The organism is Sessilibacter corallicola (assembly GCF_021290925.1).
Lineage (GTDB): Bacteria > Pseudomonadota > Gammaproteobacteria > Pseudomonadales > Cellvibrionaceae > Sessilibacter > Sessilibacter corallicola.
Window position 1 is genome coordinate 55,253 of record NZ_JAJSLX010000005.1, and the last position, 16,544, is coordinate 71,796.

Here is a 16,544-nt window from a genome sequence, read left to right on the forward strand (position 1 = left end):
ATGAACAATGACATTAAATCCAAATGACGTCGTAATCGTAGACGGCGTTCGCACCCCGATGGGGAAATCTAAAAACGGTTCTTTCCGAAACGTGCGTGCAGAAGCACTGTCGGCAGCGACCATCAAAGCGCTGTTAGAGCGCAACCCACAAGTCCCAGCAGCGGCTGTTGAAGATGTGATGTGGGGCTGTGTTAACCAAACTTTAGAGCAAGGTTTTAACATCGGTCGTAACGCCGCCTTATTGGCGGGTCTGCCTCACACCGTTGCTGCGCAAACCATCAACCGCTTGTGCGGTTCGTCAATGGCAGCCTTGCACGCGTGTAGCCAAGCCATTATGACCGGCAACGGCGATTTGTTTGTCGCCGGTGGTGTTGAGCACATGGGCCACATCTCCATCATGCACGGTGTTGATATTAATCCAGAAATGTCAAAGCACGTTGCTAAAGCAGCAATGATGATGGGTGTCACCGCCGAAATGCTCGGTAAGATGAACGGTATTTCTCGTGACATGCAAGATGAATTCGGTGCCCGCTCACACCGTTTAGCGCATCAAGCGCACCTGGATGGCCTGTGGGATAACGAAATTATTCCTGTAGAAGGCCACGATGAAAACGGCTTTAAATCATTGCTCGAACACGATGAAGTTGTCCGTCCAGAAACCACCAAAGACATTCTTGGTAATTTAAAACCGGTATTCGTACCTAAAGTTGGTACCGTAACAGCAGGAACATCGTCGGCGTTTTCCGATGGCGCTTCCGCTATGTTAATCACCTCTGCGGCGAAAGCCGAAGAGCTGGGTTTAAAGCCACGTGCGAAAGTGGTCAGCATGGCAGTCGCCGGCTGTGATCCATCCATTATGGGTTACGGGCCTGTTCCAGCCAGTCAAAAAGCACTAAAACGTGCCGGCTTAACCGTAGACGATATCGACTACGTTGAGCTTAACGAAGCCTTCGCTGCGCAGGGTTTGTCGGTTCTAAAAGGTCTGAAACTGTTGGATAAGATGGACGATAAGGTCAACTTAAAAGGTGGCGCCATCGCGTTAGGTCACCCATTAGGTTGCTCTGGTACTCGGATTACCACCACCTTGTTAAATGTACTCGAACAGAAAGACGCAACACTCGGTCTTGCCACCATGTGTATCGGCATGGGCCAAGGTATTGCCACCGTTATTGAGCGCGTTAATTAATTTTTGTAGTAAATCAAAAGACCCCAGTTAAATCACCTCTATTTTAACTGGGGTTACCAACCTGCTTGTATTACACATTTAGTCCAACCTAGCTATCTACTTTGCATTTTTGCCCCTTTTCCGCTGGGGCTTTTTTTTATCTCTTCTATTCAATACCCCTGACAGCGTTCACGCATAGTTATAGCCGTTCTCGTTGATTGATATAACCGTACCTGTGAGCCAATTAATCATAATGACCGTATGAAAATCATACATTCAAAGCGAAATAGGCCCTGCCTTTTGGCGCAAAGTGACGTTAAAATAGCCCCGTTTACCGATTTAGTCAGAGAGCACAAGATGATCGTAAAAATACTACGTAATGTGACAGGCGCAGTGGTGGTTGCTGCTGATCTACTCACACGTTGGAGCCGAGTTAAGCGTTCAGCCCAAGGTCAAGCCAAAGTGGCCGATTCCACCAAGAGCATGAAACTCTACCACTTTTTGGGATGCCCATTCTGCGTAAAAACACGCCGAGCGATGTACAAGCTCAACCTACCCATAGAAACTCGCAGCGCTTCTCAAGGATCGCCACATCGAGAATCCCTGCTCAATGGCGGCGGCAAAGTAAAAGTACCTTGTTTGCACATTCAGCACGACGACGGCAAAGAAGAATGGATGTACGAATCAAAAAGTATTATCCAATATTTAAATAGCCAGTTTGCTGATATTAAATAATCCCTCCCAAAAAATATTTAAAGCCCTTGTTTGAGTTCGTTGTTTTTAGCGAGTAGGCAAGGGTTTAATTCCATTATTTTTCATATTCTTTCATTTGTGTTGTCATTGTAAATAACATGACTTTGAAAAGTAGAGAGCTATTTAAATGATCTTTCGAAATAGACTGCTCTAGAGAAAAAGGACTTATAGAGCCTTAAATTCTACTGTAATTTGACGATTTTCTAGAAATGTATTTAGTTGCTTTTTGGGGTCAGTTATTTAATTTTTTTGCCAAGAGCTATTCTAATAGGTAGACCCATTCTCCAGATATTGTATTAATATCATCAAATTTTATTTCTTCGGTTTCATGTAATTTATTAAATTTAGGTTTACACCTTTTTAAATCGGTAGCTAAGTTTTCTATCCTTTTGTCCATAAATTTTTTTCTCGTTGACATGGGTTTGTTAGATAATTTTTTATCCTCAATGATGCTAATTGATATGTTTCTTTCTTGAGTTACTATGTCTACATGATTAAGTAATAAGTTATCGTACCTGGCTGTTAGATGGCTTAAAAATAATTTAGATGAAAATGAAGATTCTAAATTATTAAAAATATCTTTAAATTCATGATCAATGTTATTAAAGGTGGTTGTGTTGGCGTATAAAGCGTCGCTAGATATGACTTTGTTTCTGGAGATTAAGAGAGACGTCAAGTCATTTATCGATAGTTCATATTCGTCTAACATGTCTTCTCGAGCCTGGATTATTGATTCAGGACTTCCTGGCTTTAGTGGGTCTGGAAAATTTATGTCGAATATTAAATTTTTTCCAATGATACATTCAATCTCTCTCTCTTTGTTTTTATCCAATATAAATTTATCGGTTGTTGACTTTATTTCATAAATCATTGAAGTTAATTCTAGATTAGCATTTTTCAGTCTTCCCTCTAAGTCCTTTTCTGTGCCGATTGATTCCCAATGTTCTCTAATTTCAATGGTCCCGACTATTAAAGGAATGATAGAGAGAATTGGAATAGATAAGATGGTTTTTTTATTGAGTTTTCTTTTAAGGATAAAAAATATTTTTCTCATAATTTTTTACCAGGATGTTGGTTGTTTGGTGATTTTTCTATTGCTGAATAATTTTGATTAATTTTTATAACACAAAAATTGTACAATAAATTATTTGTAGCTTATATCATAAGACTGATTGGGTATGTAAGTTATGTCGTTATTTGTCGATACGGAAAATTTCTTAAAGGGGAAAGTAATATGATTCTGAGTAATGTATTATCTGTAATTATATGTAATAACTATAAAAAAATGGCTTTCGCTTTTTTTATAGCTTTTTTAATTGGGTGTGCCGCGCAACCAATTCCTTTGGCTCCTAATCCTCCAGGTACTCGTTGGCAGTTAACAGAGGAAGTTGTTAGGCGAGATATACCAGTACCTTCTTCAGAGTGGGTTTCCAAGCACAAAAGTTTGGAAGGAAAAATAATTGGTATTCGTGATTTTGGTGGTGATCCTTCAGGTGGTCCGCTAGCATCTCAGCAAGTTGCACAAAAGCTTCTCAAGTTTAAAAGTAGATATGGATTGAAGGAAGTAATTGATAGATCTCAGATAAATACAATTAAGTCAGAGTTAGAATTGAGGGATGGTAACTTTACAAATTTGTCTGATAAAGATCAGGCGAAAAGAATAGGTAAGCTAATTAGCGCAGATTACATATTGGATGGAAACGTTATTGAGTATTCTAGCGATCAAAAGATAATTGCATTACAGCGTGTCTTTAAAAGAGGTGAATATGATCGTTATGAATCTGAGTATAATGATTTTGTTTCAGAGTTATTAGTTACTGAGAATAAAATAAAATCTGACTTAGGCGGAAAAATTTTGGCAACTACTGCCTTAGGAAAACCTGCGCAAGATCAACTTGCGGAAATACGAAGGCTCAGAAAGGATACGCTTACTCCTGATGCGATAAGAGAAGACCTTGAATATAAACAGAAATCAGAGACAAGAAATATTGTTTCTGTTGGTATAGCAGCTAGATTGATTAATGTAAATACTGGTGAGTATATGTGGTTATACAACGTTGAAGACAGAGGTTTTAGCACGACGGAGACGATGGATAATGCTGTCGATAAATTAATAGGTTCTCTTTTTCAACATACAGAACAAAAAATTTAATGCCATCCAAGTGGTTGCCTAAATTTTGGTTGATAATTGCTCTTGGATAGACAGTGTAGTTTCATGCTTTAGAATCGGTATTAACAGAATATTTAGGCGTGTCGACTATTGCGACTGATCCAGATGAATATCCGCTAATTTGTTCTAATTGTGCAGTTGTGCCTCAGACAGAAAGCCAGCAAGTAGAAGAGCGTGAGCTTGGGGAAGTAGAATAGAGAAAAATTTTAACGTTGTTAATAAAAAGCCAGCTTATTACTAAGCTGGCTTTTTTGTTGTGAATTTAATGCGCAGGAGCGGCTTTTTTCGGATACAGCAAACAGGCAATGGCAGGTAATAAAATAAGTGCGCCTAACATGTTCCAGATGAACATAAAGGTTAGGAGTATGCCCATGTCTGCCTGGAATTTAATGGGTGAGAATACCCAAAAGACAACGCCAATGGCTAAGGTGAATCCGGTGAAGGCAACGGATTTTCCGGTGCTCTGTAAGGTTTCTAAATAGGCTTCTGCCAAAGAGTGGCCTTTTGATAGGTACGTCTGTAATTTGGAGTAAATATAAATTCCGTAATCCACACCCACACCAACGCCCAAAGCAATAACGGGAAGGGTTGCGACTTTTACACCAATGCCAAATTGAGACATTAATGCCTGGCAGAGAATCGACGTTAACGCCAATGGTGTGATGATACAAATAACCGTGCGGATAGAGCGGAAGGTTAATAAGCACAAAATACTCACCACCGAATACACCCAAATCAACATTTTGTATTGCGCGGTTTCAATAACTTCATTGGTCGCGGCTTCAAATCCTGCTGGGCCTGCGGCCATTAAAAAGTCGACGCTGTCTAATGGGTTTTCATCGATAAATTGTTCGATCGCCGCTGTGAGTGTTTTCAGTGTCTCTGCTTTGTGATCGTTCAAATAAATAATAACGGGCAACAAAGAGCAGGTATTATTCATCAAGCCCGATGGCACATGGGCAAGGGAGGCATTAATCACAAACTGATTACGGCTGATTGATTGCCATTTAAGATTGCGTTCGTTCAGACCTGCGGTAACCCGTTTGGAAACATCCACTAACGAGACGCTGGATTGAACACCGGGAACACCTTTTAAATAGAACTGAAAACGATCCACGTAAGAGAGCGTATCAAAACTGCTGCATTGCTCTTGCGTGGTGGTTGCCATTACCACGAACACATCACTGGAAGTAGAAAAGTTTTCGGTAATAAATGTGTTGTCGGAATTGTATCTCGAATCTGGGCGTAATTCCGGTGCACCTTTATCGAGGTCGCCAATTTTTAAATCTTGGCTGAGGTACAAACCACCTGCCAGAAAACAAACGGCAATGGCGATGGCTGTGTAAGAACCTTTGGTTTCGGCAAACACAGACAGAAAGTGCCAGCGTGAGTTTTTCTTTTCGATATTTACTTTTGCTCGGTTAATGGCTCTTTTACCAACGCCAACATAACTCATCAGTAGCGGTAAAAACATTAGGTTGGTCAACACAATGACCGCAACACCAATCGACGCCGCTACCGCCAAATCTTTAATCACCTGAATTTCAATTACCATCAATGTGATAAAACCAATGGCGTCTGAAATCAGCGCGGTTAAACCCGGTGTGTAAATAGTTTTAAATGCGTGGCGAGAAGCATCGAGTTTATCGTCGCCGTTGGTGGCCGAGGCGAGTGTAATGGTGTTAACAATTTGTACACCGTGACTCACGGCAATAGCAAATACCAAAAACGGCACCAGCATAGAATAAGGATCAATTCCGTAACCGAGTGTACTTAAAATACCCAGCTGCCAAATAACCGCAGCGAGTGAACACAGCAGCGGGATAATTGAACCCATAACACTGCCGGAGTACAAATACAGCAGAATTAACGTAATGATAATTGCGACTGCAAAAAACAGAGCCACTTGCACGGAGCCATCGATCAGATCGCCGATGATTTTTGCAAAACCGGTGATGTGAATAGAGATCTCATTGGAAGAGTATTTATCTCGGATTAATTCTTCCAGTTGATTGGAAAAATCCTGATAATTTAATTTTTCACCGGTATCGGGATTGGTATCAAACAACGGCACCTGAATTAACGCAGAGCGAAAATCGTTGGCGACCAAAATGCCTACTTGGCCCGAGCGTAAAATATTGATTCGAATTTGTTCCAGGCTTTCGGGTGAGCCATCGTACTTTGGTGGAATAACCGGACCGCCAACAAAACCTTCTTCAGTGACTTCCGTCCAGCGAACGTTGGGTGTCCACAAAGATTTTAAGGCAGAGCGATCAACGCCCGGAATAAAGAAAACTTCGTCGGTCACTTGCTTTAATGTTTCTTGGAACTCGGCGCTGAATATATCGCCGTTTTTGGCGGCGACAACCACTCGAATACTGTTGCCAAGTCCGGCGAGATCATCGCGGTACTCGATATAATTTTCTACATAAGGGTGCGACGACGGAATCATTTTAATAAAACTGGCGTCGGGCCGAATTTTCGAAGCTTGCCAAGCAAGAACAACGGTAATTAATAAGAAAATAAACAGTAGGGTTTTGCGGAAAGAAAACAGCAACCACTCAGACAGTTTTTCGCTGGTATAGATTGGCCAAAGTAAAATGGAAGACAGCTTATTCATGATTATTCCTTACCGAGCGTAATGCGAGTGATGCCGGTTTCACCGGTAAGTACCAGTGTATTTCCTGTAAAAACGAGCGAGCTAAATGAGCGTAGTTGTCGTTCTCCAACGGGAGAAAACCCAGTTGAATTCTGTCGCAATAACGCACCGCCTTGACCGGCCAAAATAAGCTTGTTGTCAACGGCAATGGCGTCGTTGATCGTTGCTTCGGTGCTCAGAGAGACAGGCTCCCAACGGTTGTTTAATTCATCGTAACGGAAGCTGTGGCCAACCAAGCCGAAAATATAAAGCGCGTCGGTTTCCACTGCCGAAAAATAGGAGCCGTAGTAAGGTGCTTCTAACTGCTGCCAAGAATTGCCTTGATCGTCACTGGTGATGATGAGTCCGGCTTCGCCGAGTAACAGTAATCGGCCCGACTTTAACTGGTACACGCGATTGATGTGTAAACCGTCTGGATTGGGTAAGCGGTGGCCGAGGTAATTCCAACTGTTGCCACCATCTTGGGTTGACAGCAAAATCCCGTAAGCACCCGTAATAAAACCGGTGTTAGCGTCGGTAAATAAAACGTCTAACAGCGGCGACGTGGGCCCATCTTCTATGGCAAATACCGCGTCATCGAGTGCGTAAGTGAGGTTTTCAATAACCTCTGGATCCGCATTTTCTGCACTCAGTCGTTCGACTTCTTTTTCTAACGCCGATTTTCTCAGTTGGTTAATTTCTCGTCCGGTCAGATTAACTTGCCAGGTTTCGCCATTGTCAGACGACGATAATACGGCGCCGTCGTGACCGACGGCCCAAGCATTATTGGGGCTAGAAAATTTGATGGCCGTAAGCAGCGTGCTCACGGGAGCGGGCGCCTGGCGCCATTTCTCGCCGTTGTCATCAGAAAGCAGAATTAAGCCTTGTTCACCGACGCTGATCAATCGTGATTGCGATTGCGCAACTGAAAGCAACAGTGACTGCTCGGCGTTTTCACGTACAAGGGCGGATTGTTCTAGGCGATCTGCGGCGTACAAGGAAAAAGGAGCAAGGCAAGCGCTGACTACCAAAAAAACACGAAATATAAAGTTGTTAAGCATGCATCAACCGCTAGTTATTGTTATTGGGTGGCTGCCTCAAAAGGATGGGCCTGATTGAATTCCGTTCAATATGACAGCATTGAACAAAGCTCAAGCTTGCGCTATTTGTAGGGAATTGGCCAATAACAAATAGCACCAGTTTTGGTGACAAAATTTTCCAAAAACCCTTGTGAGACGTGAGTTATAGGGTATCAATAAGGACGAATTTTATAGCTTTTACCGTCACGAGTCATATCGCTAAAGGGTTATGCGATTACGCTGTTAATTTGATCAAGCGTTACTTGTGTGGGGTTAGAAATGCTCAAAACAATTGCTCAAAATCGGTGGGGCAGTGGCTGGATTTTGATTGTATAAATCTGAAAATTTAGGCCATATTTCTTCCTTATTTTATAGGAGCCTCTGATTAACCTCAAAATTACTCAGCGTGATCTCAAGCGTGCAGTTGCAAGGCGACGTTTGCAATTAATGGCCGTAGTCCTTAATAAAAACAGCAACGCTGCAAATGTGCGCTTGAGACACGCCCTTCGGGGCCTGCCAGTTTTTTCCTGCTCTGCGTTGTGCTTTTTCGATTTAACCCGTTAGACCTTCAAAAACACGCCTTAATCAGAAAAAAACTCCTTGGCCTGAGTGATCTTGAGGTTAGTCAGAGGCTCCTATAGCTATTATTTTCTCGTCATTAAATAACCCAGCAAGGATTTTTATCCGCTGTGGTTTCTGTCGAGATAAAAGGATTAGTTATCGGCCAGGAAATTTAATGTACCTTCGCTCGATGATTTTTTCGCTAGATGATTTTATAGGCGATGTTTTGAGATTTAATGCAATCAGTAGTCATTTACTCAGGCACACGGTTGGAGTGCCTGAGTTTTTTTCTTGTTGATTGACGCGGTTTAAAAATCAGCGCGTTAAATTTCCGAAGCTAACACGGTGCCTTGATTAATGGCTCGTTTTGCGTCGAGTTCAGCAGCAACATCAGCGCCACCGATTAAATGCACAGGAATATCTGTGATGGTATCGGCTAGGTCGCGTCGAGGTTCTTGTCCGGCACAAATCACCACATTATCAACGTCCAGCACTTTGTATTCACCGTTAATATTTAGGTGCAAACCGTCGTCATCTATTTTTAGATACTCACAGCTGCTGAGCATGTTAACGCCTTTATTGGCTAGATTAGCTCGGTGTATCCAGCCGGTGGTTTTGCCCAAATTATTGCCGACTTTACTCTTTTTCCGCTGCAATAAATAAATCTCTCTTTTGGCAGGCTCAATTACTGGTGCCATTCCTTCAACACCGCCGCGAGCTTTCAACGTCATATCGACACCCCACTCACGCATAAACGCAGCGATGTCCTGGCTGGTGGAAGTTCCTTCGTGAATAAGGTATTCAGAAATGTCGAAACCAATTCCGCCTGCACCAATAACCGCAACCTTGTTGCCTATGTCAGCGCCGCTCATAACATCCAAATAGGTGACCACTTTAGCGTGATCGATACCGTCGATGTCGAGCTTTCTGGGTGTAATTCCAGTGGCTATGACGACTTCATCGAAGTTACCCTGTGCGAGCAATTGGTTATCAACACGAGTATTTAATTGCAAGTCAACGCCGGTTAATTGCACTTGGCGACCAAAGTAACGCAGAGTCTCGTAGAACTCTTCTTTGCCAGGAATGCGCTTGGCGATGTTAAATTGACCGCCGATTTCCGAGGCGCTATCAAATAATGTAACGTCGTGGCCACGTCGTGCTGCCGTGGTAGCAAAGGCCAATCCAGCAGGGCCGGCACCAACAACGGCTAATTTTTTCTTTTGCTGAACCGGATTAATGATGATTTCCGTCTCATGGCAGGCGAGAGGATTCACCAAGCAGCTGGTCAGCTTGCCTTCAAAGACGTGATCCAAGCACGCTTGGTTACAACCAATGCAGGTATTGATTTCGTCGGCGCGGTTTTCCTGAGCTTTGACCACAAATTCTGGATCGGCAAGAAACGGTCGCGCCATCGATACCATATCGCCATCGCCGCGCTCTAAAACAGATTCGGCAACTTCTGGAGTATTGATTCGATTACACGTGACTACAGGCACAGTTAGATGTTCACGGATTTTTGCCGTTACCCAAGTAAATGCTGCTCTAGGTACCTTGGTGGCAATGGTTGGAATACGAGCTTCGTGCCAGCCAATACCCGTATTAATTAAGGTGACCCCGGCTTTTTCAATGGCTTTGCCGAGGGTTACGATTTCATCAAAATTACTGCCGCCTTCCACTAAGTCCAACATAGACAAGCGGTAAATAATAATAAAATCCTCACCGACAGCTTTGCGAACTCGTTCTACGACCTCGACCGGAAATAGCATACGGTGTTCGTATTCACCGCCGTATTTATCGGTGCGCTGATTGGTTCGTGCGGCAATAAATTGGTTAATTAAATAACCTTCCGAACCCATAATTTCAACGCCGTCGTAACCGGCTTCTTTTGCTAACGTTGCGGCATTAACAAAATCTGTTATTTGTTGCTCAATGCCATCTTCGGACAGTTCTTCGGGCGGGAATGGATTAATGGGCGCTTTGACAGACGAGGGCGCTACAGACTTCGGATTGTAGGCGTAGCGGCCGGTATGCAAAATTTGCATACAAATTTTTCCGTCAGCTTCGTGGACCGCGTCGGTAATTAAACGGTGGTTCTTAACGTCGTCTTCGCTGGCCATAATCGCCGCGTGACTGTGTACCGCGCCCTCAGAGTTAGGGCCGATTCCCCCGGTTACAATCAAGGCGACACCGCCGCGTGCGCGTTCTGCATAGAACGCAGCCATTCGTTCAAAACCTTTGGGTTGTTCTTCTAAACCCAAATGCATGGAACCCATAAGAATACGGTTTTTGAGCTGAGTAAATCCTAAATCCAATGGAGCCAGTAAATTCGGATAGTTGCTGGACATGGTTATTACGTTCTCCGTTCAGGCAAGCCAGGCTTGGTCTATTGCAGGCAAAACTCGGTAAATGCTTTTGATTCATCGCGTTGTTATTGTTGTTTGCGATCGCTTGATTGATCGTTTTGCCGCAACTTAAGTGAATTATTGTTATCCGCTTTATAATCGATCTTGACAGTGTCAAGATAGTGGCTAATTTTGACGCTGTCAAGATCGAATGCTAGATTGCCAGGATGAGTACTGAAACCAAACCCTACCACCACGGCGATCTGCGCCAGACCTTGCTAGACGTGGCTACCGACATCATCGCCGAAGGCGGTGTAGAGAGCTTATCGATACGCAAATTGGCAGAACGGGCGAGTGTCTCTCGCACCGCGCCATACCATCATTTCAAAGACAAAAACGCGCTTTTGTGTGCGATAGCGGAACAGGGTTTTCTAAACCAAAACCGGTTGGTCAGTTTGGCGGTAAAAGAAACCGACGCCCTGTCACCGGCACAAGCCTTTGAACATTACGTTTTGGCGTACTTACGCTTTGCCGAGCAAGAACAGCAAACCTACGACTTAATGTACGGTCGTGAAATTTGGAAAACCGGCGAAGTCAGTGATTCTTTAAAAGATATCGCCCACAACAGTTTCAAAGTGTGGTTGCATTGGATTAACGAATTACAAAAACAAGGACTGTTCAATCAACAATTACCTTCGTTAAGAGTAGCGCAAGCGTCTTGGGCATCGCTTCACGGATTGTGTCGATTATTTATTGATGGTGTTTATGTTAATCGAGAAGAATTTGAAGACATTGCCAAAACCACCGTTCAGCTTTTAATTCATCAACATAAATAACGTTACAAGTAACACCAAAAATTCCTTCGTAGATTTATGACCGTTAATCAGTTCGTTAAAAAACTTCGCCGATTACATTTTGAAAATAGTTTTAACCCCTACAGCCAGCGTTGCGATATTTACGATTATCACAACGCCCCTCAAAAACGTCGCAAGCTATTAAAACAAGTTTTAGACATTGCCAGTGAACAAGGCGTAGATTCAATTTGGATTGGTCGCGATCTGGGTTATCGCGGCGGAAGACGAACGGGTCTACCCATGACTGACGATACGCATTTTAAATTAAATTTAAATAAATGGGGAGTTAACGCAGAACGCACCACCAAAGGCAAAGAAATATCCGAAAGAACCTCAACCATTATTTGGGATCAACTAAAAAAGATTGATGTGCCAGTATTTATTTGGAACGTATTTCCATTACATCCCCACGAGCCTAATCAACCATTAACCAATCGAGCCCACAATGCAAAAGAGCGCGACGCCGGAATAGAAATTCTTAACGACCTAATTAAATTGCTCAAGCCGAAACGATTGATCGCCATTGGTAACGATGCCGAAAATGCATTGAAAAAATTAGAGACTAATGTGCCAGTGATAAAAGTAAGACACCCAAGTTACGGTGGGCAGAATATTTTTATTGAGCAGGTGAAAGAACTTTATTTGTTGCAAGACTGACAGTGGGAATTCTCTGATAGAAAACATCCAAGTTCTATAGAGTTTTCTGCTTTTGATTCTTCATGGCTATGGTGGATATCAAATTCATCATCGTCCCAATTGCCATTTTCATACGTAATAGATTCTAAAACACTATCAATGACTATTTTGTGTGATTCTAATAGTTTTCTTAGTTTGGTGATGGCAATGTCTTTATTTTCTGCTGGAACAACACTACGCCCGTAGTAAAAATCGCTGCCGTCTTGCGGTAATCCACTTTCTGGTGAAACTTTACATTTTGTATCTATAACCCAAAAATCTGTCATTACAACCTCTCAAAGTTGTTATTATGCCACTGTATGTAAAATTCAATGTTTTAAGGCGCGACAAGTAATGAGACCTAATTATCATATTATGAAAACAGATATAGGGATTATTGATATCGAAGCCAGCGGCTTGCATTTTGATTCTTATCCAATCGAAATTGCTATTTTACGCCAAGGCATCTGTAAGTCTTGGTTGATAAAGCCTGAAAAAAACTGGACTTACTGGTGTGAAACCGCTGAAAGCTTGCACGGGATTAAGCGCCGAGACCTATACGAGAATGGTCTTTCTGTGTGCGATGTAGCGCATCAAATTAATGAATTTTTGTCTGACTCAGATACTGTTTTATACAGTGATGCTAATCGATGGGATGATGATTGGGTTTCAACATTGTATTTTGCTGCAAAGATTGAACGGAATTTTTATGTTGACTCAATATACGATCTTATTGATAAAGAGAAATGGCATGAGTTCGATGCACACAAGGCGTTGTTGGCGGAATCTGGTCGATTTCGGCATCACAGGGCTGCTGAAGATGTTCGTATGATTAAAGAGACTTTTCTTCATATTACTAAAACAAAATAATAAGTCTCTTGTATATTTATAAAAAAAGCCATTCTCTCTCAAGAATGGCTTTTTAGATTAAGCGCTATAAAGCTAAACTTTTATCTCCCCTTACGACGAATCGCTTGTGGCGTAAAGTCTTTATAGTCAAAGCGTTTTTCAAAGTCGAAGCCGTTGCCTTCTTCGTTGGTTAAGCTGGCTGCTAAATATCTACCTGATTGTAAATCATAAAGCATTTCTGCGGTTAACCAAGGTACTTTTACGTCGCGGTAGGTGAACTGATGTGCTTCGCCAACACGCCATAATTCGCCGCGGCCGTCGTAGTGATCAACAACGGAAATCTGCCAGGTATCTTCGTCAATGTAGAAAACACGTTTTGCGTAAATATGGCGTTCGCCTTCTTTCAGTGTTGCTTCTACTTTCCAAACGCGATGCAATTCGTAACGCGTTAATTCTGGATTCATATGTCCGGTGTGCAAAATATCTTTGTAACGCACATCTCGGTCAGCTAATTTAAAGCTGTTGTAAGGAATATACAGTTCTTGTTTACCCACTAAATTCCAGTTGTATTTATCGGGGGCGCCGTTAAATAAATCGGAATTATCTGTGGTGCGTAAACCGTCACTGGCGGTTCCCGGTGCGTCGTAAGCAATTTGTGGTGCTCGACGTACACGGCGTTGGCCAGAGTTATAAGTCCACGCTTGGCGAGGTTGAGTAACCTGATTCATGGTTTCGTGAATCAATAAGATGTTACCGGTCAAGCGAGAAGGTGCTTTTACTTCCTGAACAAAGTAGAAAAGAACATTGCTGTCTTTACTCGGGTCGTGACCTTTTTCTAAAAAGCTTGGCCACGATAATTTCTCATTAATTTTTACCGGCGTGTAACTGCCGTTCGATTGCACAGGAACTTGTACGTAAGTACGTTCCAGTGCGCCGCCACGGTAGCGAGTGAAGTGATTCCAAATGACTTCAAGACCACTTTCTGGGATCGGAAATGGTACCGCAAGATTAAAATCGACAATTCCGTTGCCATCTTCGGTCAACTGAGTTTTAGTCGCGTTTTCTTTAATTGCGCTGTAAATATCATCCGGCATGGCTGCACTGCGGTGAGTGGGGTAAACCGGAATTTTAAACGTGTCGGGGTATTTTTGTAGCATGGCAATCTGACCTGGTGTCAGATTGTCTTGGTACTGAGTAAAGTTTTCTGCGGTGATGGTAAACAGCGGTTGTTCATCGCCGTAAGGGTTGGTGTAGCGGTCGTTGGATTGAGACAGTCCGCCGTCCCACGCAGGAATAGTACCGGCTGCATTGCCGGCGCGCTCTGCGCCGACTGGGGTTAATTCATTGCCGAGTCTGGCGGCATTTTCTGGTGTCGTCGCAGCAAGACTAAACGATGAAGCCATTAACAATGCTGTGCTCAGCAACAGTTTTTTGGTTGTTATCATAAAATATTCTCCGTTCCTAAGTTGCTTCTTAGAAAGAAACAGATGCGCTGAGTGAAATAAAATCTCGATCTTCCAGGGCATTAAAATCGCCACCGGAATAACTGGTGTACGAAAGCTGAACTAAATATTTGCTTAAGTATTCACCGGTTAAGCTGACACCCAAAACTTTTTCGTCTTCATTAAATGCAGAGCCAGGCTGTACACCGTAGCCTTCCAAACCGTGTCTAAAACTGATTTGCGGTGAAAGGGAAACGCCGGCAAATGCGTTGGGATAATCTAATGCGGCACGTAACACGTAGCCGTAGGAGTCTTCGGTGACAAAGCCATCGTTATCGCCTGCAGCGAATCCGAAAGCACCATTGCGACCGAACTTAAAGGCATCAACACTTTCGTCAAAAGAGTGTACGTGAGTCCAGGCAAATTCACCAATTAATGCCAGACGGCTGGCGCCAAGAACGCGATCGTAGAATTTAATCAAGCTTGACTGTACTTGTGTAACGTCGAATTTTTCAAAGCCTTGAATGGTTCCGCCAGTTCCGGCCTGTGCAACTAGAGCATCTGCTGCGGCATTACCGGAGCCACCTGAATATTGGTTGAGAATGGCAGCAACTAACAGTGGGCCATTAATTTGTAGCGGAACGTCTTTTTTGTGACTGACTTCACCGGACCAAGCAACATCGCCAACGTTGGTGTTAAAACTCACGCCGATTAATTCGATGTCTTCGGAGTAACTGGTGAAATAGGTGGTGTCGACCAAGGTACCAATAGAAGCAACGGTTGCTGCCTGAACTTGTGCTGGTGTTGGCGCTAACGGATTACCACCGAGTGCAATAACGGTTCCGGCAAAGGTATTTAAGAAGGTTCCGGCATCGCTATTGGTATTTACTGCGTTTAGCAGAGGTAAACGACTGTGGTATTTAGCGTAATAAAAACCAAATTCGGTGTCGTTTAAATTTTCTGCAAAGTAACGTGCGGCGATACCAAATTGATTTTCATCGTCTGGTTCGCGACGGCCATTTTCGTTTCTAACAATAGACGGGTCATAGCCAAGAACCGCTGTAGAAATGGCAGGATCAAAATACTGTTGGTCGGTCAGTGGTAGAGGAATTCGAATGCCGTCACAGCCTTCGGCGACAAAATCGGTGGTTGAAAAATACGTGCCGCAGCCGTCAATGGCAGTAGGTTCCCACTTAAATTGATAAAAACCTTCTACACTTAAATTATCGTTAATGCCGAATGAGACAAACGCCATATTTAACGGCAATAAGCCTTCTTTTACTTCGGCGCCAGGCCGTCTAAATGCGCTGACGTCAACCGGGTTGATGGAATTTAATCCGCCTTGAATAAAAGTACTTTCGCCCCAGTTGATAACTTGGCGGCCCAAACGAATATCTAATGGTCGATCGCCAATATCAAAATTGCCGTACCAAAAGGCGTCGAGTAATTCGAAACCTGAAAATTTAGCAAAATTATTGAAGTCGTTATCGCGCAATTCATCGCCAGGTTGATACCCGTTTGCCAAGTGGCCGTGATCACGCGAGCCGTTTTCTAATTCGTTGTCGTACCAGTATTTTACTCGTACAAAAAGGCCCATGTTTTTGTAGAGTAAATCTAAATCGTGGAAGCCTTTTACAATTTCGGAGAAGGTTTCTCCTTGTTCAAAGTTTAAGTTGGCGTCGTCATAACTGCCGGAGCCATTACTGGTTCCGCCGTTAGGAACGGAGATTAAATTGCTTGACGCATCGTCAAGTCGCCAGCTAGCACCAACGGAAACTTGAGAGGTAATCTGACCTTCAATCTCGCCAAAGGTAAATTCGTAAGCGTGTGCTTGAGGAAGTAAAAATGCAGTTCCAATGAGGGTTGGAAGTAGCCGACGAGTAAAACTCGGGCTTGGGTTTTTGCTTGATTGCAAAATCCGTTTTCTTATTGCCATTTCGTTCACCTAGTTTTTTATTTTTGTCAAAGGTGCTGACTGGCTATTTGATAGCGATAGTCAATATATCAAAAAACTCT

Annotated in this window: 13 protein-coding genes; 6 read left to right on the forward strand and 7 right to left on the reverse strand. The window is 43.1% G+C overall.

What is annotated here, in order from left to right; genetic code table 11:
- The first annotated feature begins 7 nt into the window (after nucleotides 1-7).
- The gene (gene fadA / locus LU361_RS18835) at nucleotides 8-1,186 is read left to right on the forward strand and encodes an acetyl-CoA C-acyltransferase FadA (RefSeq protein ID WP_233090712.1); all 1,179 of its coding nucleotides are present in this window, start codon (nucleotides 8-10) and stop codon (nucleotides 1,184-1,186) included.
- Between the two features lie 336 nt (nucleotides 1,187-1,522).
- Nucleotides 1,523-1,900, forward strand: a complete 378-nt coding sequence (locus LU361_RS18840) for a glutathione S-transferase N-terminal domain-containing protein (RefSeq protein WP_233090713.1) — start codon at nucleotides 1,523-1,525, stop codon at nucleotides 1,898-1,900.
- A 277-nt stretch (nucleotides 1,901-2,177) separates the two neighbouring features.
- Here LU361_RS18840 and LU361_RS18845 read toward each other — a convergent pair whose 3' ends face one another.
- Nucleotides 2,178-2,972, reverse strand: coding sequence for a hypothetical protein (locus tag LU361_RS18845; RefSeq protein WP_233090714.1), 795 nt, complete (start codon nucleotides 2,970-2,972; stop codon nucleotides 2,178-2,180).
- A 180-nt stretch (nucleotides 2,973-3,152) separates the two neighbouring features.
- Between LU361_RS18845 and LU361_RS18850 the strand changes: the two genes are divergently transcribed.
- A complete protein-coding gene (locus LU361_RS18850; protein ID WP_233090715.1) occupies nucleotides 3,153-4,070 on the forward strand; it encodes a penicillin-binding protein activator LpoB in 918 nt (305 codons plus the stop codon).
- Nucleotides 4,071-4,350: 280 nt separating this feature from the next.
- Here LU361_RS18850 and LU361_RS18855 read toward each other — a convergent pair whose 3' ends face one another.
- From LU361_RS18855 to LU361_RS18865, 3 genes are all read right to left on the reverse strand, one after another.
- Nucleotides 4,351-6,708, reverse strand: coding sequence for an efflux RND transporter permease subunit (locus LU361_RS18855; RefSeq protein WP_233090716.1), 2,358 nt, complete (start codon nucleotides 6,706-6,708; stop codon nucleotides 4,351-4,353).
- Between the two features lie 2 nt (nucleotides 6,709-6,710).
- Nucleotides 6,711-7,787 carry a WD40/YVTN/BNR-like repeat-containing protein gene (locus LU361_RS18860; RefSeq protein ID WP_233090717.1) on the reverse strand — a complete coding sequence of 359 codons (1,077 nt, stop codon included), beginning with the start codon at nucleotides 7,785-7,787 and terminating at the stop codon, nucleotides 6,711-6,713.
- A 902-nt stretch (nucleotides 7,788-8,689) separates the two neighbouring features.
- Nucleotides 8,690-10,711 carry an oxidoreductase gene (locus LU361_RS18865; RefSeq protein WP_233090718.1) on the reverse strand — a complete coding sequence of 674 codons (2,022 nt, stop codon included), beginning with the start codon at nucleotides 10,709-10,711 and terminating at the stop codon, nucleotides 8,690-8,692.
- Nucleotides 10,712-10,935: 224 nt separating this feature from the next.
- Between LU361_RS18865 and LU361_RS18870 the strand changes: the two genes are divergently transcribed.
- A complete protein-coding gene (locus tag LU361_RS18870; RefSeq protein ID WP_233090719.1) occupies nucleotides 10,936-11,544 on the forward strand; it encodes a TetR/AcrR family transcriptional regulator in 609 nt (202 codons plus the stop codon).
- A gap of 36 nt (nucleotides 11,545-11,580) precedes the next feature.
- Nucleotides 11,581-12,219, forward strand: coding sequence for a uracil-DNA glycosylase (locus tag LU361_RS18875; RefSeq protein WP_233090720.1), 639 nt, complete (start codon nucleotides 11,581-11,583; stop codon nucleotides 12,217-12,219).
- On the opposite strand, the gene LU361_RS18880 is transcribed toward LU361_RS18875, so the two are convergent.
- A complete protein-coding gene (locus tag LU361_RS18880) occupies nucleotides 12,201-12,524 on the reverse strand; it encodes a hypothetical protein (RefSeq protein ID WP_233090721.1) in 324 nt (107 codons plus the stop codon). The two genes, LU361_RS18875 and LU361_RS18880, sit on opposite strands and share 19 nt — an antisense overlap.
- An 88-nt stretch (nucleotides 12,525-12,612) precedes the next feature.
- Here LU361_RS18880 and LU361_RS18885 point away from each other — a divergent pair, with 88 nt between their 5' ends.
- Nucleotides 12,613-13,107: a 3'-5' exonuclease gene (locus tag LU361_RS18885; protein WP_233090722.1), complete on the forward strand. Its 495-nt coding sequence runs from the start codon at nucleotides 12,613-12,615 to the stop codon at nucleotides 13,105-13,107.
- An 80-nt stretch (nucleotides 13,108-13,187) separates the two neighbouring features.
- On the opposite strand, the gene LU361_RS18890 is transcribed toward LU361_RS18885, so the two are convergent.
- Both LU361_RS18890 and LU361_RS18895 read right to left on the reverse strand, forming a co-directional pair.
- Nucleotides 13,188-14,531, reverse strand: a complete 1,344-nt coding sequence (locus LU361_RS18890) for a DUF1329 domain-containing protein (RefSeq protein ID WP_233090723.1) — start codon at nucleotides 14,529-14,531, stop codon at nucleotides 13,188-13,190.
- 28 nt (nucleotides 14,532-14,559) lie between these two features.
- The gene (locus LU361_RS18895) at nucleotides 14,560-16,464 is read right to left on the reverse strand and encodes a DUF1302 domain-containing protein (RefSeq protein ID WP_233090724.1); all 1,905 of its coding nucleotides are present in this window, start codon (nucleotides 16,462-16,464) and stop codon (nucleotides 14,560-14,562) included.
- Nucleotides 16,465-16,544 lie beyond the last annotated feature (80 nt).

Excerpts from the sequence above, each read along its gene's own strand:
- LU361_RS18850 (WP_233090715.1), top strand. The coding sequence starts at position 3,153 with ATGATTCTGAGTAATGTATTATCTGTAATTATATGTAATAACTATAAA.
- LU361_RS18840 (WP_233090713.1), top strand. The coding sequence starts at position 1,523 with ATGATCGTAAAAATACTACGTAATGTGACAGGCGCAGTGGTGGTTGCT.
- LU361_RS18855 (WP_233090716.1), bottom strand. The coding sequence starts at position 6,708 with ATGAATAAGCTGTCTTCCATTTTACTTTGGCCAATCTATACCAGCGAA.
- LU361_RS18865 (WP_233090718.1), bottom strand. The coding sequence starts at position 10,711 with ATGTCCAGCAACTATCCGAATTTACTGGCTCCATTGGATTTAGGATTT.
- LU361_RS18890 (WP_233090723.1), bottom strand. The coding sequence starts at position 14,531 with ATGATAACAACCAAAAAACTGTTGCTGAGCACAGCATTGTTAATGGCT.
- fadA (WP_233090712.1), top strand. The coding sequence starts at position 8 with ATGACATTAAATCCAAATGACGTCGTAATCGTAGACGGCGTTCGCACC.
- LU361_RS18895 (WP_233090724.1), bottom strand. The coding sequence starts at position 16,464 with ATGGCAATAAGAAAACGGATTTTGCAATCAAGCAAAAACCCAAGCCCG.
- LU361_RS18880 (WP_233090721.1), bottom strand. The coding sequence starts at position 12,524 with ATGACAGATTTTTGGGTTATAGATACAAAATGTAAAGTTTCACCAGAA.
- LU361_RS18860 (WP_233090717.1), bottom strand. The coding sequence starts at position 7,787 with ATGCTTAACAACTTTATATTTCGTGTTTTTTTGGTAGTCAGCGCTTGC.
- LU361_RS18885 (WP_233090722.1), top strand. The coding sequence starts at position 12,613 with ATGAAAACAGATATAGGGATTATTGATATCGAAGCCAGCGGCTTGCAT.
- LU361_RS18870 (WP_233090719.1), top strand. The coding sequence starts at position 10,936 with ATGAGTACTGAAACCAAACCCTACCACCACGGCGATCTGCGCCAGACC.
- LU361_RS18845 (WP_233090714.1), bottom strand. The coding sequence starts at position 2,972 with ATGAGAAAAATATTTTTTATCCTTAAAAGAAAACTCAATAAAAAAACC.
- LU361_RS18875 (WP_233090720.1), top strand. The coding sequence starts at position 11,581 with ATGACCGTTAATCAGTTCGTTAAAAAACTTCGCCGATTACATTTTGAA.